General features: G+C 67.6%; 23 protein-coding genes and 1 tRNA gene. 20 read left to right on the forward strand and 4 right to left on the reverse strand.

All coding sequences use genetic code 11. The annotated features are described in order from the left end of the window. Positions 1-21: 21 nt before the first annotated feature. From AC6CHX_RS02515 to AC6CHX_RS02560, 10 genes are all read left to right on the forward strand, one after another. Entirely contained in the window at positions 22-252 is a 231-nt protein-coding gene (locus AC6CHX_RS02515) for an HGxxPAAW family protein (protein WP_136043934.1), read from the forward strand. Then, a complete protein-coding gene (gene trpC, locus AC6CHX_RS02520) occupies positions 252-1,025 on the forward strand; it encodes an indole-3-glycerol phosphate synthase TrpC (protein WP_498271522.1) in 774 nt (257 codons plus the stop codon). Before AC6CHX_RS02515 ends, trpC begins: the two co-directional genes overlap by 1 nt. Continuing rightward, the gene (gene trpB / locus AC6CHX_RS02525) at positions 1,025-2,293 is read left to right on the forward strand and encodes a tryptophan synthase subunit beta (protein WP_498272020.1); all 1,269 of its coding nucleotides are present in this window, start codon (positions 1,025-1,027) and stop codon (positions 2,291-2,293) included. The genes trpC and trpB overlap by 1 nt, the downstream gene beginning before the upstream one ends. Continuing rightward, entirely contained in the window at positions 2,290-3,093 is an 804-nt protein-coding gene (gene trpA / locus AC6CHX_RS02530) for a tryptophan synthase subunit alpha (RefSeq protein ID WP_498271523.1), read from the forward strand. The genes trpB and trpA overlap by 4 nt, the downstream gene beginning before the upstream one ends. Before the next feature lie 10 nt (positions 3,094-3,103). After that, positions 3,104-4,129, forward strand: coding sequence for a prolipoprotein diacylglyceryl transferase (lgt, locus tag AC6CHX_RS02535; protein WP_452325581.1), 1,026 nt, complete (start codon positions 3,104-3,106; stop codon positions 4,127-4,129). A 145-nt stretch (positions 4,130-4,274) separates the two neighbouring features. Next, positions 4,275-8,798, forward strand: a complete 4,524-nt coding sequence (gene gltB, locus AC6CHX_RS02540) for a glutamate synthase large subunit (RefSeq protein WP_498272021.1) — start codon at positions 4,275-4,277, stop codon at positions 8,796-8,798. Beyond that, positions 8,791-10,257: a glutamate synthase subunit beta gene (locus tag AC6CHX_RS02545; RefSeq protein ID WP_498271524.1), complete on the forward strand. Its 1,467-nt coding sequence runs from the start codon at positions 8,791-8,793 to the stop codon at positions 10,255-10,257. Before gltB ends, AC6CHX_RS02545 begins: the two co-directional genes overlap by 8 nt. 57 nt (positions 10,258-10,314) lie before the next feature. Beyond that, positions 10,315-11,763, forward strand: coding sequence for a pyruvate kinase (pyk, locus tag AC6CHX_RS02550; RefSeq protein WP_136043929.1), 1,449 nt, complete (start codon positions 10,315-10,317; stop codon positions 11,761-11,763). A 108-nt stretch (positions 11,764-11,871) separates the two neighbouring features. Beyond that, a complete protein-coding gene (locus AC6CHX_RS02555; RefSeq protein WP_498271525.1) occupies positions 11,872-12,684 on the forward strand; it encodes an alpha/beta fold hydrolase in 813 nt (270 codons plus the stop codon). Further along, positions 12,621-13,334 carry an esterase/lipase family protein gene (locus AC6CHX_RS02560; protein WP_498271526.1) on the forward strand — a complete coding sequence of 238 codons (714 nt, stop codon included), beginning with the start codon at positions 12,621-12,623 and terminating at the stop codon, positions 13,332-13,334. Before AC6CHX_RS02555 ends, AC6CHX_RS02560 begins: the two co-directional genes overlap by 64 nt. A gap of 95 nt (positions 13,335-13,429) precedes the next feature. Here the strand turns inward: AC6CHX_RS02560 and AC6CHX_RS02565 are convergent. Beyond that, a tRNA-Leu gene (locus AC6CHX_RS02565) sits at positions 13,430-13,512 on the reverse strand. A 99-nt stretch (positions 13,513-13,611) separates the two neighbouring features. Between AC6CHX_RS02565 and AC6CHX_RS02570 the strand changes: the two genes are divergently transcribed. Continuing rightward, positions 13,612-14,232: an ANTAR domain-containing response regulator gene (locus AC6CHX_RS02570; RefSeq protein ID WP_017830602.1), complete on the forward strand. Its 621-nt coding sequence runs from the start codon at positions 13,612-13,614 to the stop codon at positions 14,230-14,232. A 2-nt stretch (positions 14,233-14,234) separates the two neighbouring features. Beyond that, complete coding sequence (locus tag AC6CHX_RS02575; protein ID WP_498271527.1) at positions 14,235-14,810, forward strand: GNAT family N-acetyltransferase; 576 nt, start codon at positions 14,235-14,237, stop codon at positions 14,808-14,810. Here the strand turns inward: AC6CHX_RS02575 and AC6CHX_RS02580 are convergent. Further along, positions 14,785-15,213: a hotdog fold thioesterase gene (locus AC6CHX_RS02580; protein WP_136043926.1), complete on the reverse strand. Its 429-nt coding sequence runs from the start codon at positions 15,211-15,213 to the stop codon at positions 14,785-14,787. The two genes, AC6CHX_RS02575 and AC6CHX_RS02580, sit on opposite strands and share 26 nt — an antisense overlap. Positions 15,214-15,258: 45 nt before the next feature. On the opposite strand from AC6CHX_RS02580, the gene polA reads away from it, so the two are divergent. The 7 genes from polA (at position 15,259) to AC6CHX_RS02615 (ending at position 24,570) form a co-directional block, all read left to right on the forward strand. Next, positions 15,259-17,892, forward strand: a complete 2,634-nt coding sequence (gene polA / locus AC6CHX_RS02585) for a DNA polymerase I (protein WP_498271528.1) — start codon at positions 15,259-15,261, stop codon at positions 17,890-17,892. Positions 17,893-17,933: 41 nt separating this feature from the next. After that, positions 17,934-19,610, forward strand: coding sequence for a DUF885 domain-containing protein (locus tag AC6CHX_RS02590; RefSeq protein WP_498271529.1), 1,677 nt, complete (start codon positions 17,934-17,936; stop codon positions 19,608-19,610). A 54-nt stretch (positions 19,611-19,664) separates the two neighbouring features. Further along, entirely contained in the window at positions 19,665-20,699 is a 1,035-nt protein-coding gene (locus AC6CHX_RS02595; RefSeq protein ID WP_452325587.1) for an LLM class flavin-dependent oxidoreductase, read from the forward strand. A gap of 49 nt (positions 20,700-20,748) precedes the next feature. After that, complete coding sequence (locus AC6CHX_RS02600) at positions 20,749-22,101, forward strand: MFS transporter (RefSeq protein WP_498271530.1); 1,353 nt, start codon at positions 20,749-20,751, stop codon at positions 22,099-22,101. A 35-nt stretch (positions 22,102-22,136) separates the two neighbouring features. After that, on the forward strand, positions 22,137-22,892 hold the full coding sequence (locus AC6CHX_RS02605; protein WP_498271531.1) for an SGNH/GDSL hydrolase family protein: 756 nt from the start codon (positions 22,137-22,139) through the stop codon (positions 22,890-22,892). A 28-nt stretch (positions 22,893-22,920) separates the two neighbouring features. Beyond that, positions 22,921-23,667 (forward strand): formylglycine-generating enzyme family protein, encoded by a 747-nt coding sequence (locus tag AC6CHX_RS02610; RefSeq protein WP_498271532.1) that lies wholly within the window; start codon positions 22,921-22,923, stop codon positions 23,665-23,667. A gap of 90 nt (positions 23,668-23,757) precedes the next feature. Then, positions 23,758-24,570 carry an arginase family protein gene (locus tag AC6CHX_RS02615; RefSeq protein ID WP_498271533.1) on the forward strand — a complete coding sequence of 271 codons (813 nt, stop codon included), beginning with the start codon at positions 23,758-23,760 and terminating at the stop codon, positions 24,568-24,570. A gap of 27 nt (positions 24,571-24,597) precedes the next feature. Here AC6CHX_RS02615 and AC6CHX_RS02620 read toward each other — a convergent pair whose 3' ends face one another. Beyond that, a complete protein-coding gene (locus tag AC6CHX_RS02620; protein WP_240745191.1) occupies positions 24,598-25,872 on the reverse strand; it encodes an MFS transporter in 1,275 nt (424 codons plus the stop codon). Positions 25,873-25,996: 124 nt separating this feature from the next. Here AC6CHX_RS02620 and AC6CHX_RS02625 point away from each other — a divergent pair, with 124 nt between their 5' ends. Further along, positions 25,997-26,365: a VOC family protein gene (locus AC6CHX_RS02625; RefSeq protein WP_498271534.1), complete on the forward strand. Its 369-nt coding sequence runs from the start codon at positions 25,997-25,999 to the stop codon at positions 26,363-26,365. 18 nt (positions 26,366-26,383) lie between these two features. Here AC6CHX_RS02625 and AC6CHX_RS02630 read toward each other — a convergent pair whose 3' ends face one another. After that, positions 26,384-26,638 (reverse strand): hypothetical protein, encoded by a 255-nt coding sequence (locus AC6CHX_RS02630; RefSeq protein ID WP_498272039.1) that lies wholly within the window; start codon positions 26,636-26,638, stop codon positions 26,384-26,386. Between the last annotated feature and the right edge of the window lie 264 nt (positions 26,639-26,902).

A 26,902-nucleotide genomic window follows, 5' to 3' on the forward strand; every position in this document is an offset into this window, starting at 1 on the left:
GTCGTCCCCCCGGAGGAGAACATGACCAACCCGATCGCCGACCCCGGCCACGGACACTCGCCTGCAGCCTGGACCGCCGTCGTGATCATGCTGGTCGGCGTCGCCGCCGCCACCGTCGCATTCTGCTTCGAGCAGCCCACCCTCGTGATCATCTCGGTCGCGCTCGTCCCGATCGGTGCGATCGTGGGCTGGGCACTGGCCAAGGCCGGCTACGGCGTGAAGGGTCCGAAGTACGCTCCGAAGGCGCACTAATGGTCCTCGCCGACCTGACGGCCGGCGCAGTCGCAGACGCTGAGCGTCGCGCTCTGTCGCGCCCGCTGGAGGCCGTCGAGCGGGCAGCACTCGCGCGCCCCGCCGCCAAAGACGCCCTTTCGTTCCTCGCTCCCGCCGACCGGGTCAAGATCATCGCCGAGGTCAAACGCGCGAGCCCCTCTCGTGGAGCACTCGCTGAGATCCCCGACCCCGCTCTTCAGGCATCCCTGTACGAGACGGGTGGAGCCTCCGCGATCAGTGTGCTCACCGAGGAGCGTCGCTTCGGCGGCAGCCTGGCCGACCTCGAGGCCGTCACGGCCCGCGTCTCGCTGCCGGTGCTGCGCAAGGACTTCATCGCCACCCGCTATCAGGTGCTCGAAGCTCGCGCTGCGGGTGCCGATCTGGTGCTGCTGATCGTCGCCGGCCTCGAACCCGATGTCCTCCGCGACCTGTTCGGATTCATCGGCGAGCTGGGCATGACGCCGCTCGTCGAGACGCATTCGGCCGACGAGCTCGAAGCCGCGATCGACCTGGGAGCGCCGCTGATCGGTGTGAACGCGCGCGATCTGAAGACCCTCGAGCTCGACCGCGACCTCTTCGGACGCCTGGTCGAGCGCATCCCGGAGACCGCGGTCAAGATCGCCGAATCCGCGGTGCTCACGCCCGCCGACGTCGTGCACTACCGCTCCGCCGGTGCCGACGTCGTCCTGATCGGCGAGGCACTCGTGACCGGCGATCCCGTCGCCACCCTCAAGAGTTTCCTGGAGGCATGATGAGCCTGCGCGATCAGCACGGCCCCTTCTTCGGCGAGTTCGGCGGGCGCTACATGCCCGAGTCGCTCATCGCCGCGATCGACGAGCTGACCGTCGCGTACGAGGAGGCGATCGCCGATCCAGCCTTCCGGGACGAGCTCGCACACCTTCTGAGCTCGTACGCGGGCCGCCCGTCGGCGATCACCGAGGTGCCGCGGTTCGCCGAGCACGCCGGTGGTGCGCGCGTCTTCCTCAAGCGTGAAGACCTGAACCACACGGGGTCGCACAAGATCAACAACGTGCTCGGCCAGGCGCTGCTCACCAAGCGACTCGGCAAGACCCGTGTGATCGCCGAGACCGGTGCCGGACAGCACGGTGTCGCCACGGCGACCGCCGCAGCGCTCTTCGGCCTGGACTGCACGATCTACATGGGCGAGGTCGACACGGAACGTCAGGCGCTCAACGTCGCCCGCATGCGCCTGCTCGGCGCCGAGGTCATCCCGGTCACCTCGGGTTCGCGCACTCTGAAAGACGCGATCAACGACGCCTACCGCGACTGGGTGGCGTCGGTCGAGACCACCAACTACATCTTCGGCACCGCTGCGGGCCCGCACCCGTTCCCGGCGATGGTCCGCGATTTCCAGAAGATCATCGGCGAAGAGGCCCGCGCGCAGCTGCTCGACGAGGTCGGTCGGCTTCCGGATGCGGTCGTCGCCTGTGTGGGCGGCGGTTCCAACGCGATCGGTATGTTCGATGCGTTCCTCGACGACGAGGGCGTCAAGCTCTACGGCGTGGAGGCGGCCGGCGACGGCGTCGACACCGAGAAGCACGCCGCGTCGATCGAGCGCGGGCGACCGGGAGTGCTGCACGGCGCCAAGACCTATGTGCTGCAGGACGAAGACGGCCAGACGATCGAGTCGCACTCGATCTCCGCCGGCCTCGACTACCCGGGCGTCGGACCCGAGCACTCGTGGCTCGCCGACATCGGCCGCGCCGAGTACATCCCGGCGACCGATGACGAGGCGATGCAGGCGCTGCGACTGCTCAGCCGCACCGAGGGCATCATCCCGGCCATCGAGTCGGCCCACGCCCTCGCCGGCGCCCTGCGGATCGGACGCGAACTCGGCTCGGACGGACTCATCGCGATCTGCCTCTCCGGCCGCGGGGACAAGGACATGGACACCGCCGCGCGCTACTTCGAGCTCTACGACGAAGCCGCCCTCGCGCACGACGTCGCCGAGGAGAGCGAGGCCGAAGACACGGCCTCGAAGGGGGAGCCGCAGCTATGAGTCGCGTCGAACAGGCGATCCAGCGCGCACAGGATGCCGGTCGCAGCGCCTTCGTCGGCTACCTTCCCGTCGGGTTCCCCGATCTTCAGACGAGCATCCAAGCCGCCATCGCCCTGGCCGAGAACGGCGTCGACATCATCGAGCTGGGCCCGCCCTACAGCGACCCGGTGATGGACGGCGCGATCATCCAGGAGGCGACCACCACGGCTCTCGCCGCAGGGTTCCGGATGGCCGACCTGTTCACGGCGATCCGTGCGATCACGGCCGCGACCGACGTTCCGGTGCTCGTTATGACGTACTGGAACCCGGTCATGCAGTACGGGGTCGACCGCTATGCCGACGACCTGCTCGCCGCGGGCGGCGCGGGGCTCATCACGCCCGATATCACGCCGGAAGCGGCAGGGGAGTGGATCGCGGCCAGCGAGCGGACGGGTCTCGACCGCGTGTTCCTCGCAGCCCCCACCTCCTCCGACGAGCGCCTCGAACTCGTCGTGAAGTCGTCCACCGGCTTCGTCTACACCGTCTCGACCATGGGGATCACGGGGGAGCGCGCCGAACTCGACCGCGCCGCCCGCACCCTGGTCGGCCGCCTCCGCGCGCACGGGGCTCACCGCGCCTGTGTGGGCATCGGCATCTCCACCGCCGAACAGATCGCCGGAGTGTCCGAGTACGCCGACGGCGCGATCGTCGGAACCGCACTGGTCCGCGCCCTCCGTGACGGCGGCGTCCCCGCCCTCGCCGAGGTCACCCGAAACCTGGCAGCCGGCACCTCGTCGGCCCGCCCCGATACCGAGAACTAGAATCGCACTCATGTCACTCGCGTTCCCCAGCACCGTCACCAGCGTGCTCGCCAGCATCCCGAGCCCTCCGGTGTCGTACTTCGACCTCGGACCCGTACGGATCCACTTCTACGCGCTGTGCATCATCGCGGGCATCATCGCGGCGACGATCCTGACCAATCACCGCCTCACCAAGCGTGGAGCGGAGCCGTGGGTCGTGATCGACATCTCGATCCTCGCGGTGCCGCTGGCCATCATCGGTGCCCGCATCTTCCACGTGCTGACCCACCCGAACTTCTACTTCGGTGAGGGCAAGAACACCTGGAACCCGTTCGAGCCCGGCTCGGTGTGGGCCATCTGGGAGGGCGGGATCGCGATCTTCGGCGCCCTCATCGGTGGGGCGATCGGCGCCTACCTCGGCTGCCGCTGGACGGGCATCCGCTTCTGGACGTTCGCCGACGCTCTGGCGCCGGGTCTGCTCCTGGCTCAGGCCATGGGCCGCTTCGGCAACTGGTTCAACCACGAGCTCTTCGGCCTTCCCACCGACCTGCCGTGGGGGCTGGAGATCGAGTCGACGAACTCGGCATTCCCGGCGGGCCTGCCGGAAGGCACGCTGTTCCATCCGACCTTCCTGTACGAGGTGATCTGGAACGGCCTGGGCGTGCTGGTGCTCCTGTGGCTCGGTCGCAAGCTCTTCTTCCAGTGGGGCCGCCTGTTCGCGATCTACCTCATCTGGTACAGCGCCGGTCGCATCGTCTGGGAGTCGATCCGCATCGATCCGAGCGAGATCATCCTGGGGCTGCGCAGCAACGTCTGGGCCGCGATCATCGGCGTCGTCGTCGGACTCGTGATCCTCGTCGTGCAGACGCGTCGTCACCCCGGTCTCGAGCCGTCGCCCTACCAGCCTGGCCGCGAGAAGGTCGACGCCGACGCTGATGTACAATCGCAGAACAATCCCTCTGACTTCGTGGACGTGAGCGAGCCTCCGACCGAGGAAGTCACCGCAGGAGCCACTGCCACAAGCACTGCTTCCACGAGCGAGGACGGCTCCCGATAACAACGCCACCTCGTGGCGGGAGAACCATTGCACTGAACGAGCGGGCCGACGTCGTCCCCGGGTTTCACTGAAGATCTGAGGACGGTAACTGGTGTACTTCCAGCCACCCTACGGCGCGTCCGGCGCCTACCCCCCGAAGCAGGGCATGTACAACCCGGCGTTCGAAAAGGACGCCTGCGGCCTCGCCATGGTCGCGACCCTGCGCGGCGAAGCCGGGCACGACATCATCGCGTTGGCCCTCGAGGCCCTGCGCAACCTGGAGCACCGCGGAGCCATCGGCTCCGACGCGGGCACCGGGGACGGCGCCGGCATCCTGACGCAGATGCCCGATGCATTCCTCCGCGCAGTCGTCGGCTTCGAACTGCCGCCCGTGGGGGAGTACGCCGCTGGATTGGCCTTCCTGCCTCGCGATTCGAGCGAGCGCCGCCAGCAGAAGGCCGGGATCGAGAAGATCGCCCGTTCCGAGGGACTCCGCGTCCTCGGCTGGCGAGAGGTCCCCACCGCCAACGAGAACCTCGGCAAGCTCGCCGACGAGGCGCGTCCCGCCTTCGAGCAGCTGTTCGTCAGCGCCGGCGGAGCGACCCACACCGATGCACCGCTCACGGGCATCGCCCTCGACCGGGTCGCCTACCGGCTGCGCAAGCGCGCCGGCCACGAGCTCGGCGCCTACTTCGTCTCGCTCTCGGCCCGCACGCTCGGGTACAAGGGCATGGTCACGACTCTGCAGCTCGAGCCGTTCTACCCCGACCTGCAGGATGAGCGCTTCGCCTCCGAGCTGGCCGTCGTGCACTCCCGCTACTCGACCAACACGTTCCCGTCGTGGCCGCTCGCACAGCCGCTGCGGATGCTCGCCCACAACGGCGAGATCAACACGGTCGGCGGAAACCGCAACTGGATGCGCGCCCGGCAGTCGCAGCTCGAGTCCGAACTGCTCGGCGACATCGCACCACTGCTCCCGATCTGCACCGACGGCGCCAGCGACTCCGCCTCGTTCGACGAGGTCCTGGAACTGCTGACCCTCACGGGCCGGAGCCTGCCGCACGCCATCATGATGATGGTCCCGGAGGCGTACGAGAAGCAGGCCGACATCACGCCGGAGCTGCGTTCTTTCTACGAGTACCACTCCAACCAGATGGAGCCGTGGGACGGTCCGGCAGCCCTCATCTTCACCGACGGCACACTCGTCGGCGCCACGCTCGACCGCAACGGCCTCCGCCCCGGGCGCTGGACCGAGACGACCGACGGCCTGGTCGTGATCGGCTCCGAGACCGGCGTGCTGCAGTTCGAGCCCGAGCGCATCAAGCGTCGCGGCCGCCTGCAGCCCGGGAAGATGTTCCTGGTCGACACCTCGCAGCGTCGCATCGTCGAAGACAGCGAGATCAAGCACGACCTCGCCACGATGCACCCGTGGCAGGAGTGGCTGGATGCCGGCGCCGTGCGGCTCGCGGAGCTCCCCGAGCGCGAGCACATCGTGCACCCGCCGGCATCGATCACGCGTCGTCAGCGCACGTTCGGATACACCGAGGAAGAGGTCCGCATCCTCCTCACCCCGATGGGGCAGAACGGTGTCGAGCCGCTCGGGGCGATGGGGTCCGACACCCCGATCGCCGTGCTCAGCAAGCGTCCGCGCCTGCTGTTCGACTACTTCACGCAGCAGTTCGCGCAGGTCACGAACCCGCCGCTGGACTCGATCCGCGAAGAGGTCGTCACGAGCCTCAAGCTGGGTCTCGGCCCCGAGAGCAACCTGCTCTCCTGGGGTCCGGAGCACACGCGCACCGTCTCGCTCGACTTCCCCGTGATCGACAACGACGAGCTCGCGAAGATCCGTCACATCGACAAGGCCATGCCCGGTCGGTCGAGTGCGACGATCCGCGGTCTCTACCACTTCGACGCGGGCCCCCAGACGCTGCAGGACCGGCTCACCGAGATGTGCGCGGAGGTCGACGAAGCGATCGAGAACGGCACCGAGTTCATCATCCTGTCCGACCGGGACTCGAACAAGGACCTGACGCCGATCCCGTCGCTGCTCATGGTCTCCGCGATCCACCACCACCTCATCCGGCGCGAGAACCGGATGAAGGTCGGCCTGATCGTCGAAGCCGGCGATGTGCGCGAGGTGCACCACGTCGCGACGCTGATCGGCTACGGCGCCTCCGCCGTCAACCCGTACCTGGCGATGGAGTCGGTCGAGCACCTGGTGCGCACCGGCTACATCACCGGGATCTCTCCGGAGAAGGCCGTCAAGAACCTGATCTACGCGCTCGGCAAGGGTGTGCTCAAGATCATGTCGAAGATGGGCATCTCCACGGTGTCTTCGTATGCCGGGGCTCAGGTGTTCGAGGCGATCGGTCTCAGCCAGGAGTTCATCGACGCCTACTTCACGCGCACCGAGTCCAAGCTCGGCGGCATCGGCATCGAAGAGATCTTCGCCGAGAACCAGGCGCGTCACGACTACGCCTACCCGGAGGATGCCGCTGCCCGCGCGCACGAGCGTCTGTGGACCGGCGGCGAGTACCAGTGGCGGCGCGACGGCTCCCCGCACCTCTTCAACCCGGAGACGGTGTTCAAGCTGCAGCACTCGACCCGCACCCGGCGCTACGACATCTTCCGCGAGTACACGAAGCTCGTCGACGAGCAGGCTGCCGAGCTGAAGACGCTGCGCGGCCTGTTCCAGCTGCGCACCGGTACCCGCAAGCCCGTGCCCCTGGACGAGGTCGAGCCCGTCTCCGCCATCGTCAAGCGCTTCTCCACGGGCGCGATGAGCTACGGCTCCATCTCGCGCGAGGCGCACGAGACGCTCGCGATCGCGATGAACAGCATCGGCGGCAAGTCGAACACCGGCGAGGGCGGCGAGGATCCGGACCGGCTGCTCGACCCGCAGCGCCGCAGCTCGATCAAGCAGGTGGCCTCCGGACGCTTCGGCGTGACCAGCCTGTACCTCACCGAGTCGGACGACATCCAGATCAAGCTCGCCCAGGGCGCCAAGCCCGGCGAGGGCGGTCAGCTGCCTCCGACCAAGGTGTACCCGTGGGTGGCGCGCACCCGTCACGCGACGGCCGGTGTGGGGCTAATCTCGCCGCCGCCGCACCACGACATCTACTCGATCGAAGACCTCAAGCAGCTCATCTTCGACCTGAAGCGGGCGAACCCCGAGGCGCGCATCCACACGAAGCTCGTGAGCCAGTCGGGTATCGGTGCGGTGTCGGCGGGTGTGGCCAAGGCGCTCAGCGACGTCATCCTGGTCTCCGGCCACGACGGCGGTACGGGTGCGAGCCCGTTGAACTCGCTCAAGCACGCGGGAACGCCGTGGGAGCTCGGTCTCGCCGAGACGCAGCAGACGCTCATGCTCAACGGCATGCGCGACCGCGTCGTGGTGCAGGTCGACGGACAGCTCAAGACGGGCCGCGATGTGATCATCGGCGCTCTACTGGGTGCGGAGGAGTTCGGCTTCGCCACGGCTCCGCTCGTGGTCAGCGGCTGCATCATGATGCGCGTCTGCCACCTCGACACGTGCCCTGTGGGCGTCGCGACCCAGAACCCGGTGCTGCGTGAGCGGTTCACCGGCAAGCCGGAGTTCGTCGTCAACTTCATGGAGTTCATCGCCGAAGAGGTGCGGGAGCTGCTCGCGGAGCTCGGCTACCGCTCGCTCGACGAGATCATCGGCCGTGCCGACCTCATCGAGGTGAACGCCGCGGTCGAGCACTGGAAGGCCGAGGGCCTCGACCTGACGCCCGTGCTCGAGGGCCCCGTGTTCCCGGCGGGCGAGCCGCGTCGCAGCGGCCGCACGCAGGATCACGAGCTCGAGAAGCACTTCGACGTACAGCTGATCGACATCGCGAAGGGGGCGCTGCTCAACGGCGACCCCGTCGTGGTCGAGCTTCCCATCGCCAACACCGAGCGTGCGGTCGGCACCATGCTGGGCCATCAGGTGACTTCGCGGCACGGCGCCGCCGGTCTGCCCGAGGGCACCATCGACGTCACGCTTCACGGCACGGCCGGACAGTCGCTCGGCGCCTTCCTCCCGCCGGGGATCGTGCTGCGCCTGGAGGGCGACGCGAACGACTACGTCGGCAAGGGACTCTCGGGCGGCGACATCACGATCCGTCCGCCGCGCGGTTCCGCGATCGCTCCGCACGAGAACGTGATCGCCGGCAACGTGATCGGGTACGGCGCGACCTCCGGGACGATGTTCATCTCGGGTGTCGTCGGCGAGCGGTTCCTCGTCCGCAACTCGGGTGCGACCGCTGTCGTCGAGGGGGTGGGCGACCACGCGCTGGAGTACATGACCGGCGGGCTCGCCGTGATCCTGGGCTCGACCGGACGCAACTTCGGCGCCGGGATGTCCGGGGGAGTGGCCTACGTTCACGCGCTCGACACCAGCAAGGTGAACGCGCAGTCGCTCGGCAGCGGAGAGCTCCTGCTCGAACCGCTCGACCGTGCCGACCTCGAGGTGCTGCGCAGCCTGCTGGTCGCTCACGTCGAACGCACGGCCTCGCCGCGAGCGTCCGCGCTGCTCGAAGGGTTCGAGCAGACGGCTGCCGAGTTCGTGAAGGTGCTGCCTCGTGACTTCGCCGCCGTGCGGAGCATGCGCGAGGAGGCGCTGGCCGAGGGGATCGACCCCGACGGCGACATCGTGTGGAACCGCATCCTGGAGGTGACCGGTGGCTGACCCCAAAGGCTTTCTGAAGGTGACCGAGCGGGAGCTTCCCGCCCGTCGTCCCGTGCCCGTGCGCATCATGGACTGGAAAGAGGTCTATGAGCCCGGCGACAAGCAGGTGCTGCGTCGCCAGGCCGGTCGCTGCATGGATTGCGGTGTGCCGTTCTGCCACCAGGGCTGCCCGCTGGGAAACCTGATCCCCGAGTGGAACGACCTGACGTGGCGTGGCGAGGGTCGCGAGGCGATCGAGCGGCTGCACGCCACGAACAACTTCCCGGAGTTCACGGGGCGCCTGTGCCCCGCACCGTGCGAGAGCTCGTGCGTGCTCGGCATCAACCAGCCCGCCGTGACGATCAAGCAGATCGAGGTCTCGATCATCGACGAGGCCTTCGCGAAGGGCTGGGTCGAGGCGGAGCCGCCGGAGCGCCTGACCGGCAAGACGGTTGCGGTCGTCGGCTCGGGGCCCGCGGGTCTCGCCGCCGCTCAGCAGCTGACCCGCGCCGGTCACACCGTGGCGGTCTTCGAGCGCGACGACCGCATCGGCGGACTGCTCCGCTACGGCATCCCGGACTTCAAGATGGAGAAGTCGCAGCTCGAGTCGCGCCTGCGTCAGATGCAGGAGGAGGGCACCCGCTTCCGCGCGGGGGTCGAGATCGGCAAGGACATCTCGTGGGCCGACCTGCGGGCGCGCTACGACGCGGTCGTCATCGCGACCGGCTCGACCGTGCCGCGTGACCTCGCGATCCCCGGACGCGACCTTGACGGGGTCCACTTCGCGATGGAGTACCTGGTCGAGTCCAACCACGCAGTTGCCGGCGACAAGGTCCCCGACCAGATCTCAGCCGAAGGCAAGCACGTCATCGTGATCGGCGGCGGCGACACCGGAGCCGACTGCATCGGCACCGCGCACCGTCAGGGCGCGCTCAGCGTCACGAACCTCGCGATCGGCAAGCAGCCGGGTGACACGCGGCCGGACCACCAGCCGTGGCCGATGATGCCGACGCTCTTCGAGGTCTCCTCGGCGCATGAGGAAGGCGGAGAACGGGTCTTCCTCGCGTCGACCGTGGAGTTCCTCGGCAACGAGGTGGGAGAGGTCCGTGCGTTGCGCGTGGCCGAGACCGAGTACATCGACGGACGCCGGGTGCCCAAGAGCGGCACGGAGCGCGAGATCCCGGCCGACCTGATCCTGATCGCCATGGGCTTCACGGGGCCGGAGCAGGACGGTTACACGGAGGAGACGCTTCCGCAGGTCACCGACCGTGGCGCTTTCCGTCGCGATTCCAGCTACGAGTCGACGGTGCCCGGCGTGTTCGTCGCCGGCGACGCAGGACGTGGGCAGTCGCTCATCGTCTGGGCCATTGCCGAGGGACGCGCAGCCGCCGCGAACGTCGACCGGTTCCTGATGGGCACCACGGTTCTTCCCGAGCCGGTGCGCCCGAGCGATGTCGCGATCGGTCTCCAGCCCGCGTAGGCTGAGGCCGGCACCGTCGCCTGATTCACCTTCCCCACTTCTACCCTGGAGAATTCTTTGAGACGCGCGAAAATCGTCGCCACCCTGGGCCCCGCCACCTCCACCTATGAGACGGTGCGTGCACTGATCGACGCGGGGGTGGATGTCGCTCGACTGAACCTCAGCCACGGTGACTACTCCGTGCACGAGAACAACTACGCCAACGTGCGTCGTGCCGCAGAGGACGCCGGCCGCGCCGTCGCCATCCTCGTCGACCTGCAGGGACCGAAGATCCGCCTCGGCAAGTTCGAGGGCGGCCCGTACGAGCTCGCCAAGGGCGACATCTTCAAGATCACCACCGAAGACATCATCGGCAACAAGGAGATCTCCGGGACCACGTTCAAGGGGCTCCCGCAGGACGTCAAGCCAGGCGACTTCCTCCTCATCGACGATGGCAAGGTGCGCGTCGAGGTCGTCGAGACCGATGGCGTGACCGTGACGACGAAGGTCATCGTCGCCGGTGCCGTGTCGAACAACAAGGGCATCAACCTGCCCGGCGTGGCGGTGAACGTTCCCGCGCTGAGCGAGAAGGATGAGGACGACCTTCGCTGGGGCCTGCGCATCGGCGCCGACCTCATCGCCCTGTCGTTCGTCCGCAACGCCTCCGACGTCACCCGCGTGCACGAGATCATGGCGGAGGAGGGCGTTCGCGTCCCCGTCATCGCCAAGGTCGAGAAGCCTCAGGCCGTCGACGCGCTCGAAGAGATCGTCGACGCGTTCGACGCGATCATGGTCGCCCGTGGCGACCTCGGTGTCGAGCTTCCGCTCGAGGCCGTGCCGATCGTCCAGAAGCGTGCCGTCGAGCTCGCACGCCGCAACGCCAAGCCGGTCATCGTCGCGACGCAGATGCTCGAGTCGATGATCAGCAGCCCCGTCCCCACGCGTGCCGAGACCTCGGACGTCGCGAACGCCGTCCTCGACGGTGCGGACGCGGTCATGCTCTCCGGTGAGACCAGCGTCGGAGACTACCCGGTCGTGGTCGTCGAGACCATGGCGCGGATCATCGCCTCCACCGAGGAGCACGGTCTGGAGCGCATCGCGCCGCTGACGACCAAGCCCCGCACGCAGGGTGGTGCGATCACCCTCGCAGCGCTCGAGGTCGCCGAGTTCGTCGACGCGAAGTTCCTGTGCGTGTTCACGCAGTCCGGTGACTCCGCGCGCCGCCTGTCGCGTCTGCGTTCGCGCATCCCGATGATCGCGTTCACGCCGGAGCCCGACATCCGCCGTCGCATGGCGCTCACGTGGGGCATCCGCTCGACCCTGGTCGACATGGTGCAGCACACAGACTTGATGTATCACCAGGTCGACGAGTATCTGCTCGGCAACAAGCTTGCCGAGGAAGGGGACAAGGTCGTCGTGATCTCCGGGTCCCCTCCTGGAATCATCGGATCGACGAACGACCTTCGCGTGCACAAGGTCGGCGATGCGATCCGCGGTGCAGCACCGATCTACAAGGCCGGCGTCTGACACACAGCATTGAGAGGGGGCGGGACTTCGGTCTCGCCCCCTCTGTCGTGCGGCTGTGCAGCAGTCAACCCCGTGCTGCATATCCACGCGTTGCGGTAGCTTCACAGCATGAGCCCTTCCCGTCGTCGCGTCGTCGTCGACCGGATGACCTTCGGGCTCTGGGAGAGCCCACGGCCGCCCGGCACGGATTCGCCTGCGATCGTGCTCGTGCACGGAATCGGGATGTCGCATCGCTACCTTTCACGGTTGCAGGGCGTGTTCGCTGATTTCACACGTGTCGTGTCCGTGGATCTGCCGGGATTCGCGGGGCTGCCCAAGCCCTCCGGCGATCCCTACGTGGGGCGGATGGGACGAGCGCTCTCGGAGGTGATCGCCTCGCTGGGGGAGGAGCGCATCATCGTGGTCGGGCATTCGATGGGCGCGCAGTGGGTTGCTGAGGCCGTCCTGCATCGTCCGGAGCGCGTGCAGGCGGTCGTCGCGATCGGCCCTGTGGTGGACCAGCGCCATCGCAGCCTCATGGCTCAGGCCAGGGCACTTGCCGTCGACACGCTCGGCGAGACGCCTCTCATCAACCTGATCGTGTTCGCCGACTATCTGCGCTGCGGAATCCCGTGGTACCTGAAGCAGGCGCGGCACATGGTCGCGTATCCGACCGAGCAGCGTTATGCCGAGCTGCAGCCGCCCGTGCTGGTGATCAGGGGCGGGGATGACCCGGTGGCAGGTCGCGCATGGTGTCGTCGATTGCGCGATGCCGCGCGGGATGCGCGGCTCGTGGAGGTGCCGGGGCGTCACCACGTCGTGCAGCATTCCGCTCCTCGCGCTGTCGCTGCCGCCATCATGGCGAACACGGCGGGGCCGTGGCCGCCGAGCGCGCAATCCTCGGCGCGTCGAACGACCGGGAGCACATCATCGGCGTGCTGAGGAAGGCCGCCTGGTGGATCGCCGATTACGCATACGCGGGTTACTGGCAGTTGCGCGCGACGTTCGATCGCACCGATCCGGCGAGCTTCACCTCAGGGAGCGGGGCGCACATCGTCGTTCTCCCCGGAGTGTACGAGACGTGGAAGTTCATGCAGCCCCTCGTGGAGCAGATGCGCGCGAAGGGGCACGCCGTGCACATCGTCGACACGCTTCATCGGAACGAGCGACCGGTCGCCGACATCGCTGCCGCTGTGGCGGAGTTCCTGGAGCGACGCGAGCTCACCGACGTGATCCTCGTCGCGCATAGCAAGGGCGGGCTCGCGGGGAAGCTCGTCATGACCGGCGCGGCGGGGGAGCGGGTGCGGTCGATGCTCGCCATCGCGACGCCGTTCGGTGGCTCGCGCTACGCCCGCCTGATGCTGTCCCGTACCCTGCGGGCCTTCTCCCCGGAAGACCCGTCGATCGTGGACATGGCCCGGCAGCTCACGGTCAATGAGCGGATCGTGTCGATCTATGCGGTGTTCGACCCCCACATCCCGGAGGGGAGTGAGCTGGCGGGCGCGAAGAACGTCCGACTCGAAACGGGCGGGCACTTCCGGATCCTCGCCCACCCTCGCGTCCTGGCCGAACTGGCCGTGCTCGCCGAATAGCCCGGGGACGTTCTAGCGCGAGGCAACCACTGCGGCGGGAACGAGCAGCACGCCCCAGCCCCAGCCCGCGATCCAGCGCTGGATCTCTCATCGTGTGCCGGCGGTGGGACTCGAACCCACACGCCCTTTCGGACAAAGCATTTTGAGTGCTCCGCGTCTGCCATTCCGCCACGCCGGCTCGTGTGTCGCGTCTACGACTTTAGCGCAGGGGAGGGGCTCGATCCTCCGCACCGAGCACCTACGGCCTGCTCACAGAGCTCTCCACTAGGATGGTTCTGTGACAGAGCAAGAAGAGCAGGCCGAGCAGCCCACGTCATCCGCCCCGCGACGCGTCGTCGTCGCCGAGGATGAGTCGCTGATCCGCCTCGACATCGTCGAGATCCTCCGCGACAACGGCTTCGATGTCGTCGGTGAGGCCGGTGACGGAGAGACCGCGGTCGCACTCGCGACCGAGCTGCGTCCCGACCTCGTCATCATGGACGTGAAGATGCCTCAGCTCGACGGCATCAGCGCCGCCGAGAAGCTGCACAAGGGCAACATCGCGCCGGTCGTCCTCCTCACGGCGTTCAGCCAGAAGGAACTCGTCGAGCGGGCGAGCGAAGCGGGCGCACTCGCCTACGTCGTGAAGCCGTTCACGCCGAACGACCTCCTCCCCGCGATCGAGATCGCCCTCGCCCGTCACGAGCAGATCATCACACTCGAGGCCGAGGTCGCCGACATGGTCGAGCGTTTCGAGACCCGCAAGCTCGTCGACCGGGCCAAGGGTCTGCTCAACGAGAAGATGGGCCTGAGCGAGCCCGAGGCGTTCCGCTGGATTCAGAAGGCGTCCATGGACCGCCGCCTGACGATGCAGGACGTCGCCAAGGCGATCATCGAACAGCTCGCCCCCAAGAAGTAACGGTGAGCGCCGGAGTCCTCCGGCTGGATGGCGAGCACATCCTGCGACCCGTCCGCGTCGGCGACGGTGCAGCGCTTTCGAGGGCGTACCTGTCGAACCGGGATCACCTCGCGCCGTGGGAGCCGCTCCGAGACGAGTCGTTCTTCACCGTCGCCTCGCAGGAGCGTCACGCTCAGGAGAGTGTGTCCGACGCCGAGTCAGGGCGCAGCATCCGTTTCGTGATCGAGTCGGACGACGGTGAGATCCGTGGTCGGATGAACATCAACAACATCGTCCGCGGCGCGTTCTGGAGCGCCGACCTCGGCTATTGGGTCGATGCCGCGAGGCAGCGCAGACGATTGGCGAGCCGTGCTGTCGCACAGGTCCTGGAGTACTCGCGCACCGAGCTGCGTCTGCACCGCATGCAGGCCGCGACGCTGCTGCACAACGTCGGGTCCCAGCGGGTGCTGCTCGGAAACGGCTTCGAACGGATCGGACTCGCTCCGAAGTACCTCCGCATCGCGGGGGAGTGGCAGGATCACCTGCTGTTCCAGCGGCTGTTGGAGGAACCGCTCAGCGCGCGGCGGGAACGTCCTTGATCATGTTCGTGATGCGGATCGTCGAGCAGCGGCGCCCCTGATCGTCCGTCACGACGATCTCGTGCACCGTGATGCTCCGACCCAGGTGCACGGGTGTGCACACGCCCGTAACGACGCCCGAGGTCGCTGAACGCGTGTGGGTGGCGTTGATGTCGACGCCGACCGCCAACCGACCGGCGCCCGCGTGGAGGTTCGCAGCCATCGAGCCGAGCGATTCTCCGAGCACCACATACGCGCCGCCGTGCATGAGCCCGACGGGCTGAGTGTTGCCCTCGACGGGCATCGTCGCGACGCAGCGATCGACGCTGAACTCGACGAACTCCATGCCCATCTTCTCGGCCAGAGCCCCCATCCCGCGGGCCGTGGCCCAGTCGAGACCTTCGCTCGTCGCGACGTCGCTCATGCATCCTCCTCAGCGGGTGTCTGTCGTCCTCGTTAGGCTGACAGGGTGACGGACTCCGCAAAGCCTACCCTCATGGTCGTCGACGGCCATTCGCTCGCCTACCGTGCCTTCTTCGCCCTTCCGGTCGAGAACTTCACGACGAAGGACAACCAGCACACGAACGGCATCTACGGCTTCCTATCGATGCTGGTGAACCTCATCAAGGCCGAGCAGCCGACGCATCTGGCCATCGCCTTCGACACCTCACGGCACTCGTTCCGCACCGACGAATACCCGGAGTACAAGGCCACGCGCTCGGAGTCGCCACAGGAGTTCAAGGGGCAGATCCCGCTTCTGCAGGACTGCCTCGCCGCCATGTCGATCCCGGTCCTGACGAAAGAGGGGATCGAGGCCGACGACATCCTGGCTACGCTTGCCTCCCAGGGCGCGGAGCAGGGCTACGAGGTGCTCGTCGTCTCGGGCGACCGTGACACCATCCAGCTCGTCAACGACGATGTCACGCTGCTGTACCCGTCGGTTCAGGGCGTGTCGCAGCTCAAGCGCTACGACCCGACGACCGTCCAGGAGCGGTACGGTGTGCGTCCGGAGCAGTACCCCGACATCGCGGCCCTCGTCGGCGAGACCAGCGACAACCTGCCGGGTGTGCCGAAGGTCGGTGAGAAGACCGCGGTCAAGTGGCTCACGCAGTTCGGCTCACTCGACGAGCTGATCGCACGGGCCGACGAGATCAAGGGTGTGGTCGGTGGCAATCTCCGCGATCACATCGACGACGTGCGCCGCAACCGCAAGCTCAACCGTCTGCTCACCGATGTGGAGCTTCCGGTCGGGCCTGCCGACCTCGCGGTCGCGCCGATCGATGCGCAGGCCGTGCGCGACATCTTCGCGCGTCTGGAGTTCCGCACGCTTCTACCGCGAGTCTTCGAAGCTGTCGGAGCCGGCGAAGTCGCCGACGACCCCGCCTCCGTCGTCGTCCTTCCCGTCCCTGCCGAGGTCTCGCCCACCGACCTCGCGGCCTGGGCTGCAGCGCAGAGCGGCGATGTCGCACTTCGCGTCGCCACCCAGGGCGGCGTGCCGGTGCGCATCGGGGTCGCCACGCTGACAGAGCTCCGCGAGGCCGACTGGACGGATGCCGCCGCAGAAGCCCTGCGCGACTGGATCGAATCCGACGCACCGAAGGTCCTGCACGATGCGAAGCCGCAGGTGAAGGCACTGATCCGTCAGGGCATCCGGCTCCGTGGCCTCGCCTACGACACGAGCCTGGCCGGCTGGCTGCTGCGCCCGAGCTTCCCCGACAAGACCCTCGCCGACCTCGTCGAGCGCTATCTGGGCGAGAAGCTGCCTGAGGCCGACCCGTCGCAGCTCGTGCCCGAGACCGAGGGCGCGACGCCGTCCCAGGAGGCGTGGTTCGCCCTGCGCGTCGCCGATGCGCTGCGGGAAGACATCCCGGAGTCGGTCGGCAAGGTCCTCGTCGACATCGAGCTGCCGACGCTGCTCACCCTCGCCGACATGGAGGTCGCCGGTGTGGCGGTCTCCCACGAGGTGCTCTCGACCTTCTCCGGCGAGCTCGCCACGCGCGCCGAGGGGCTCGCGCAGGAGGCGTTCTCCGTCGTCGGGCGCGAATTCAATCTCGGCTCGCCCAAGCAGCTGCAGGAGGTCCTTTTCGAAGACCTCCAGCTCCCGAAGACCCGCAAGACGAAGACGGGTTACTCGACGGATGCGGCGGTGCTCGCCGACCTTCAGGAGAGCCACCCGCATCCTTTCCTGAGCCTGCTCCTGCAGCACCGCGAAGCGACCAAGCTGCGTCAGATCATCGAATCGCTCGACACGGCGATCGGCGACGACCACCGTGTGCACACGACCTACGTACAGACCGGCAGCCAGACCGGGCGCCTCTCCAGCACCGACCCCAACCTGCAGAACATCCCGGTTCGCACGGAGGAGTCGCGCCGCATCCGCAGCGCGTTCGAGGTCGGCGAAGGGTATGAGGCTCTTCTCACCGCCGACTACTCGCAGATCGAGATGCGCATCATGGCGCACCTGTCGGGTGACGAAGGACTGATCGAGGCGTTCAACAGCGGCGAAGATCTGCACCGCTTCGTGGGTGCGCGGGTCTTCGGCGTCGAGCCGAGCGAGGTGACGCCCGCCATGCGCACCAAGGTTAAGGCGATGTCGTACGGCCTGGTCTACGGGCTCTCGGCGTTCGGGCTCTCCAAGCAGCTGCGCATCGAGCAGGCCGAGGCCAAGCAGCTCATGGTCGAGTACTTCGCGCGTTTCGGCGCGGTGCGCGACTACCTGCGCGCCTCGGTCATGAAGGCCAAGGAAGTCGGCTACACCGAGACGATCTTCGGCCGCCGTCGCCCGTTCCCCGACCTCGCGAGCCCCAACCGTGTGCTCCGTGAGAACGCGGAGCGTGCGGCGCTCAACGCGCCGATCCAGGGCAGCGCCGCCGACATCATGAAGATCGCCCTGCTGCACATCCACGACGATCTGCGGTCCGAACAGCTCTCCTCGCGGGTGCTGCTGCAGATCCACGATGAGCTCGTGGTCGAAGTCGCTCCGGGGGAGTGGGATGCCACCGAGCGCATCGTCCGCGCGCGCATGGGCGATGCGGCCGAGTTGTCCGTGCCGCTCGATGTGCAGGTCGGTCGTGGTCGCGACTGGAACGAAGCCGCGCACTGACCTCCGGCGGGGGAAGGGGCCCGGGGATTAGGCTGGCAGTTATGACTTCAGCTCCCCGCACCCCCTCCGCCATCGACGCCGTCGCCGATGAATGGGTCGACAAGATCGCGGTTCTGGCGCCCACTCTCGGCACCTACATCGGCCGCGACGAGGTGAACGATCGTTTCGGCGATCTGAGCCCGGCCGGCCATGAGGAGATCGCCGCGGCGACCCGGTCGACCCTCGACAAGCTGTCTGCGCTAACTCCTGTCGACGCGATCGATGAGGTCACCAAGACCGATCTCAGCGCGGAACTCCGCCTCGATCTCGAGCTTCACGATGCGAAGTGGCATCTGCGCGATCTCAACGTCATCGCTTCGGCCGCTCAGGATGTGCGTTCGGCGTTCGACCTGATGCCGACGTCGACGGTCGAGGACTGGGACGTGATCGCGACTCGCCTCGCCGCCGTCCCCGGGGCGCTCCGCGGCTACGTCGAGACGCTCCGCACCGGCATCGCGGAGGGCGTCACGCCCGCGCGCCGCCAGGTGGTCGAGGTCGCGACCCAGATCGACCGCTACACCGCCGATGACGGCTTCTTCGCTGCGTTCGTGGCGCACGCCGACCCCGACGAGGGGCAGCTTCCCGCCTCCCTGGCGCGGACGCTCGCCGACAACTCCGCCGCCGCACGGGTCGCCTACGACGAGCTGCGTCGCTTCCTCGCCGAGGAGCTCGCCCCGGCGGCCGGCGATGTCGACGCCGTGGGTCGCGAACTGTACGCGCTCAACTCCCGCCGATTCCTCGGTGCGACGATCGATCTCGATGAGACCTACGAATGGGGCCGTGAAGAACTCTCACGCATGGTCGAGGAGCAGACCGCGATCGCGAACGAGATCCTTCCCGGAGCCTCGGTCGAGGAGGCGGTGGCTCATCTCGAGGCCGATCCCGCCCGCAAGCTCGTCGGCACGGATGCGCTCCAGAAGTGGATGCAGGAGACCAGCGATCGTGCCGTCGCCGAGCTCGGTACCTCGCACTTCGACATCCCCGAGGCGATCCGAACCCTGGAGTGCATGATCGCCCCCACGCAGGAGGGTGGGATCTACTACACCGGCCCGACAGACGACTTCTCCCGTCCCGGTCGTATGTGGTGGTCCGTTCCCGAGGGCGTCACGGAGTTCGACACCTGGCGCGAACTCACCACCGTCTTCCATGAGGGCGTCCCCGGTCACCACCTTCAGATCGCGCAGGCGGTCTACAACCGCGCCGAGCTCAATTCCTGGCGCCGTCTGCTCGCGGGCACCTCGGGGCATGCCGAGGGATGGGCGCTCTATGCGGAGCGTCTGATGGAGCAGCTCGGCTACCTCGACGATCCCGCCGACCGTCTCGGAATGCTCGATGGGCAGCGGATGCGGGCAGCCCGGGTCGTGCTCGACATCGGTGTGCACCTCGGCAAGCCGCGGCTCGACGGTGACGGCGTCTGGGATGCGGACTACGCCCTCGAGTTCATGCGCCGCAACGTGAACATGTCCGATCAGTTCGTGCAGTTCGAGGTGAACCGCTACCTCGGCTGGCCGGGTCAGGCGCCGTCGTACAAGGTGGGTCAGCGCATCTGGGAGCAGGTCCGTGACGGTGTGCGGGCTGCCGAAGGTGACTCTTTCTCCTTCAAGGACTTCCACAAGAGGGCCCTCGACATCGGCGGCGTCGGCCTCGACACGCTGCGTACGACGCTGCTGCCGCGCTGACGGGAATGCTGTCCGGCCCTCGCGTGTTCATTCACGCGAATAGGAAGGGATGACATGAGCATCGAATTCGGGCTGGACACCTTCGGCGACATCACGAGGGATGCGGACGGAGAGCTCCTCACCGGGGCGCAGACGATCCGCAACATCGTGGCGCAGGCGGAGCTCGCCGACACGGTCGGTGTGAACTTCTTCGGGGTGGGGGAGCACCACCGCACGGAGTTCGCCGTCTCCGCACCGGAGATGGTGCTCGCCGCCATCGCTGCGCGCACCGAGCACATCCGACTCGGTACAGCGGTCACAGTGCTGTCCTCGGACGACCCGGTGCGCGTGTTCGAGCGGTTCTCGACGCTCGATGCGCTCTCGAACGGGCGGGCCGAGGTCGTGCTCGGACGCGGCTCCTTCATCGAGTCCTTCCCGCTGTTCGGCTACGATCTGCGCGACTACGACGCCCTGTTCGAGCAGAAGCTCGAGCTCTTCGTCGAGCTGCTCAAGGAGGAACCCGTCACCTGGTCCGGCACCATGCGAGCTTCGCTGGAGAACGCCAACGTGTTCCCGAAGACCGAGAACGGATTGCGCACCTGGGTCGGCGTCGGCGGCAGTCCGGAGTCGGTCGTGCGGGTTGCCCGCCACGGTCTGGGTCTGATGCTGGCGATCATCGGGGGACCGGCCCACCGCTTCAAGCCGTTCGTCGATCTCTATCACCGTTCGGTCGCATCCTTCGGAACGACGTCGCACCCGATCTCCGTACACTCTCCGGGGCACATCGCCGAGACCGACGCCGAAGCGTGGGATGCCGCCTACTCGGGCTTCGAGGCCATGAACAACACCATCGGGCGTGAGCGCGGATGGCCCGCGTACAGCCGCGCGCGATTCCAGAACGACGTCGGACCGGAGGGTGCGATCTACGCCGGCTCCCCGGACCGCGTCGCGGCGAAGATCGCCGATACCATCACCACTCTCGGCCTCGGACGCTTCGACCTGAAGTACGCCACCGGCACCCTGTCGCATGAGTCGATGATGCGCAGCATCGAGCTCTACGGCACCGAGGTCATCCCGCGGGTGCGCAGGATCCTCGCCGAGCGCGATTGAGACGTCATCCGGGGCAGGGCGGTCTTGGCGCGGCTCTACGATGAGGAGCATGGCCAACACCGCCCTGCCGAGCCGCGACTCGCTCGCTGAACGCCTGGACGGGCTCCCGTTCACGCGTCGCCACCTCCGCCTGCTGACCGGGTCCGGGCTCGGTTGGGCGCTGGATGCGATGGATGTCGGTCTCATCTCGTTCATCCTCGCGGCGCTCACGCAGCAGTGGGACCTCAGCAAGAGCGATGCCGGCTGGATCGCCTCCATCGGTTTCGTCGGCATGGCCATCGGCGCCACCCTCGGCGGGCTCCTCGCCGATCGCTTCGGACGACGACAGGTGTTCGCGCTCACGCTGCTCGTCTACGGCGTCGCGACCGGTGCGAGCGCACTCGTGGGCGGACTCGCCGCGCTTCTCGTCCTGCGGTTCCTGGTCGGTCTAGGCCTCGGCGCCGAGCTCCCCGTCGCCTCGACGTATGTGAGCGAGTTCGCTCCGGCCCGCATCCGCGGTCGTCTGATCGTCGTGCTGGAGGCCTTCTGGGCTCTCGGGTGGACTGCCGCGGCGGTGATCGGGTTCCTCGTCATCCCCACCTCCGACGCCGGATGGCGATGGGCCTTCGCACTCGGCGCCATCCCCGCGGTGTACGCACTGTTCGTCCGTTGGCGGATGCCCGAATCACCCCGCTGGCTCGCTTCTCGGGGCCGCATCGCAGAAGCGGACCGCATCGTGTCGACGTTCGAGGCGGATGCGGGAGTCCTCTCGGCACCGGCCATCCGGAAGGAGCCGCCCTCTCGAGCCATCGCGATCACGGCGCGCGCACGCCTCGCAACCCTGTGGAATCCGGAGTTCCGACTGCGGACGCTATGCCTGTGGCTGGTCTGGCTCGGAGTGAACTTCGCCTATTACGGTGCCTTCATCTGGATCCCCAGCATCCTCGTGGATGCCGGCTTCGACCTCGTCAAGTCCTTCGGGTTCACCCTCATCATCACACTCGCCCAGCTCCCCGGATACGCCGTCGCCGCCTGGCTTATCGAGGTCTGGGGGAGACGTCTGACCCTCTCAGTGTTCCTCGTCGGCTCTGCCGTGTCGGCCGTGGTCTTCGGCACGGCTTCCACCGAGGGAGCGATCATCGGCGCGGGAATGGCGCTGTCCTTCTTCAATCTCGGCGCGTGGGGAGCGCTCTACGCCGTGACACCGGAGATCTACCCCACGTCTCTGCGGGGGACCGGAGCGGGATGGGCGGCCGGAATCGGTCGGATCGCCTCGATCGTGGCGCCGCTGTCCGTCCCCGTCCTGCTTCTAGCCGGAGGAGCACCCCTGCTATTCGCGGTGTTCGGCGTCTGCTTCCTCGGCGCGGCCGCCGCCGCCTGGGGCCTCGTCGATCGAAGAGGCCAGGCTCTCGACGATCGTTGAAGCCCGGTGTCGTCGGGCCGCAATAGGCTGGGAGGATGGCAGATGTGCGTTTCGTGGCTATCGGCGACTCGTTCACAGAGGGCGTCGGCGACGTGCTCCCGAACGGGCAGGAGCGCGGGTGGGCCGATCTCGCGGCGCAGGGCTGGGCCGACGCCGCAGGACACCCCATCCAATACGCGAACTTCGCCATCCGCGGCAAGCTGGCCTGGCCGATCGTCGAGCAACAGCTCGAGCCCGCGCTCGCCCTGCGCCCCACACACCTGTCGTTCAACGGCGGCGGCAACGACATGCTGCGCCCTCGTACCGACGTCGAGCACATCGCGGATGCGTTCAGCCGGGTGCTGCGCCGTTGCGACGAAGAGGGGGTGACCATGATCCTCCTCTCCGGTGCGAACCCCAGTGGGCAGCTTCCGATGGGATCGCTCGTACAGCGTCGAGGAGATCTGCTCTCCGAGGCGGTGATGCGGCGGATCGAAGCGCGCCCCGATGTCATCCGAGCCCTCAACTGGCCGGATCGGGAGCTCTCCCGAGGCGCGTATTGGGCCGACGATCGCCTGCACATGAACGCCGCGGGGCACCATCGCGTGGCCGCCCGCGTGCTGCACGCGCTGGGCTTCGAACCTCCGGAGACCTGGTGGGCGCCGAACGATCGTCTGGGTACCGGTCCGTCCGGCCTGGCCTACTACCGTGAGTTCGTCGGCCCGTGGGTGCGGCGTCGCGTGACGCGCACGTCGTCCGGTGACGGCCGCACCGCGAAGTACCCCACGTGGGTCGAACGGGTTCCCTCGTGAGGCTCGCGCGGACGCTGCGGGTGGGTGCGTGAGCGACCTCGAACTCGCTCGCATCCCTGCGGGTGTCGTGACCCTGAACGATGCACGCCGCAGAGAGCAGCGTGTGGTCGAGCTCGAGCCGTTCGAGATCGGCGTCTACCCGGTCACACAGGAACAGCTTGCCGACGTCCTCGGTGTCCCGGTCCGGCATCCACGGCGCCCCGCATCGGATCTTTCCTGGCTGCGGGCTGTGCATTTCTGCAATGCCGCGTCAGAGTGGGAGGGCCTCGACCGGGTCTACCTGTTCGACGGCGAGGAGGTGACATGGGACACCACGGCCGACGGCTACCGGCTGCCGACCGAGGCGGAATGGGAGTTCGCGTGCCGCGCCGGATCGACCGGCCCCCACTATGCGCCCCTCGCCGACGCCGCGTGGACGAGCGCGGACGGTGTGTCTTCTCCACAGGACATCGGCGGCAAGCTCCCGAACCTCAACGGTCTCTTCGACACGCTCGGCAACGTCTGGGAGTGGTGCTGGGACCTCCTGGACCCCGCCCGCTACGACGGCTATCGCGTGTTCCGCGGCGGCGGATTCGCCGACGACGCGTGGAGCGTCCGGGCATCGGTTCGTCGTGGGGGAGCGCCGCGCATGCATCACGACGACGTGGGACTCCGTCTCGCGCGAGGGGCGTTCGATACGCCCGGTCAGGCGCAGGGCTGGTCGGCTCAGGGAGACCGCGAACGTGCAGTGCAAGACGGTCCGCTGCCTTCGGGCTGGACGCCGCGGAGGCGGTAGTCACACGCACGCCCCGCGTCCGCCGGTCACTGAGCGCGTGTGATCGGTCGCCAGTTTTGTCCGTCGTCACCCGGATGGAAAGCTGGATCCATGGCATCCGCATACTCGCTCATCGTCTCCCAGGGTCGCGTCGCCGACCGCACCGACGGGGCCCTCGTCGGCGCCCGCCGAGTCGGCGAGGCGGTGGCGTCATTGCTCGATCTCGAGCCACAGGTCGTCGGAACACCCACGGCGAGCACGGTCGATGACTGGTCCGTCGCGCTCCCGCAAGCGGAGGAGACCTTGACCGGTCTGCGCGATGCGTTGCGCAGCGCGCTGGGCGCCGGAACGACACCGCTGCTCATCACCAACACGTGCGCGGCGAGTCTCGGCACCCTTCCGACCGTCGCCGAGCGTCACCCCGACGCAGTGCTGTTGTGGATCGACGCGCACGGCGACTTCAACACCCCCGAGACGACGGAGTCCGGCTACCTCGGGGGAATGGTCCTCGCGGCCGCCTGCGGACTCTGGGACAGCGGGCACGGCTCAGGATTCGATCCTAAGCAGGTCGTCGTGGTCGGCGGACGCGATATCGATCCGGCCGAGGGGGAGCTGCTCGCCGGCGCCGGCGTGACGGTGCTGGCCCCATCGGACAGCACGCCGGAGCGGGTGCGGGAGCTCGTCGCCGGTCGCCCTGTGTGGATCCACGTCGACTGGGACGTGCTCGAGCCAGGGTACATCCCGGCTGCTTACCGGGTCGGGGGCGGATTGCTGCCGCACCAGATCGCCGCGATCTTCTCCGCGCTTCCGCAGGACTCCGTCCGCGGTGTCGAGCTGGCGGAGTTCGAAGCAGGCGACGCCGAGGTGCCCGAGCGCGTGAGTGTCGAGCTGATCGTCGAGACGATTCAGCACCTTCTTCGCTGAACCTCCGTATCCCCGATCGCGGAACAGTCAGCGACGGCGCTCCGGATCGAGGCCCATGCGGATGCGTGTGCGCTTGCGCTCGATGAGAATGAACGCCGTACCGATGATCCACAGCGGGATCGGCATGAGGAAGGCGATGCGGAACGCTTCGAGCGTGTATGTCTCGGGAGTACCGGCGCCTTGCATGTCGAGGACGAGTCCGATCAGGAAGATCGCGATGAGCGCGGCGATGAACCCACCCGCGTTGGTGACACCTGTCGCCGTGCTCAGTCGGTGGCTCGGGTTGTGCGTACGGGCATGGTCGAACGCGATCATCGATGCCGGGCCGCCGGTCGCGAGTGCGATCGCCAGTACGTAAAGCAGCCAGAGCGGAGCGGTGTCAGGAAGGGCGATGACGGCGATCCACGCCGCCATCTGCACGCCCACAGCGGGGAGGACGAGCGCCAGGGACCGGTGGTTCGGCAACCTTCGCGAGAGGTCGCCGATGATCGGTCCCAGAAGCATGCCAGCAACGACATATACCGAGATGATCCCCGCCGCATGTGCCGTATCGAGCCCTTCGGCTGCGGTGAGGAAGGGCATTCCCCAGAGCAGGACGAACGCGGTGCCCGCGAACGGCGTCGTGAAATGGGACCAGAAGGCGAGGCGAGTGCCCGGATGGGCCCAGGCGGCGCGGATGCCGACGCCCGTGTCGATCGCCGATGTGACGACGCGGATGACGCCCGTGTCGGTGTTCACCGTGACGTCGGCGCCGCGCTCTGCGGGGTGGTTGCGGATGACGAGCGCCACGAGGATGGTGAACAGCACTCCGAGGCCGGCGATGCTGCCGAAAGTGATGGTCCAGGTCGTCGCATGAAGCAGTGCCGCGAGCGGGACCAGGGCGATCAGCTGACCGGTCTGCCCGATGATCCCGGTGAACTGCACCATGATCGGACCACGCTGTGCGGGAAACCACGTCGCGACCAGACGCAGCACGGCGGGGAAGATCGCCGCGTCACCCGCACCGAGCAGAACACGCGCGAAGATCGCGATGCCGATGCTGGGGGAGAGGGCCATGGTGAGCTGCCCCGCCGCCATGAGCAACATGCCGATCGTCATGATGGGGCGGGAGCCGAAGCGGTCGAGCAGGATCCCGATCGGGATCTGCATCCCGCCGTAGACCGCGAGCTGCACGACGGCGAACAGCGCGAGTGTCGATGCGTCCGCCTGGAACCTGTCGGCCGCCTCCACTCCGACCGCGCCGAGGGAGGTGCGGTTCGTGATCGCCAGCACGTAGGCCGCGACGCCGACGGACCAGATCACCCCTGCGCGAAATCCTGGCGTGGACACGGGGGAGTGGGGGACCTGCGGCACATGTCAACGCTACTCCTGCGGCAGCGTCACCCGACCCGCAGCCGATGTCGGACGTGGCGGCTAATGTGACGCCATGACCAGTTCCCCTCTGCATCACTCCCTCGACTACGTCGAACTCGTGGTCACCGATCTCGAAGCATCGAGGCGATTCTTCGCCGAGGCGTTCGGGTGGACCTTCAACGACTACGGACCCGGTTATTCGGGCATCGTGTCCCCGCGTGGTGACGGCAGCGAGGTCGGCGGACTCATGCTCGCCGACGAGCCGCGTCCGGTCGGCGGACCGCTGGTGCTCCTGTACTCGGACGACCTCGACGCGACGATGAGTGACATCGTCTCGGCAGGTGGCACGATCCTGCAGGCGCCTTACGAGTTCCCCGGCGGGCGACGCCTGCACTTCTCCGACCCGACCGGCAACGAGCTCGGCGTCTGGTCCGCGCAATAGGTCCGGCTCAGACGCGGCTCAGGGCGGGACGCCGCGTTTGTCGTCGAACAGGATGACCCCCACAGTCTGCTCGGCCCCAAAGTTGGTGAAACGTCCTTCTTCCCGACGGACGTTGTCATGGCGGGGGTACCACTGGTCGGTCACCCGGCCGATGAACCCGTAGAAATACTCGAAGCCGTTGCCGGGCGTCGGCCATCCATCGAACGGGCCGATGGGGCTGGCCTGCCAGACCGGGACCTCGTGGCACTTGTCGAACGCGTGATTTTCGGGCACAGGTAGTGACAAGCTGCCACGACGGCCGTACCCTGCTCACACGACTGGTCTCTCGGGGGGGTATCCGATGGCTGCACAGTTCGGCGCGGCTTTGTCGGCGAGAATGACATCATTCTCGGTGATCGCAGTGGTGGTGATGACGACGCTGGCGCCTACGATGGCGCGTGCCGATGAGCTTCCGCCGCCACCACCTGTCACCAGCTCAGATGCAACAACGGCACATTCAGGCGTTGCTGATCCGTCCGGCGACGAGGGTTCAAGCGA

The sequence above is a fragment of the Microbacterium sp. GQ128 genome (genome assembly GCF_059758615.1).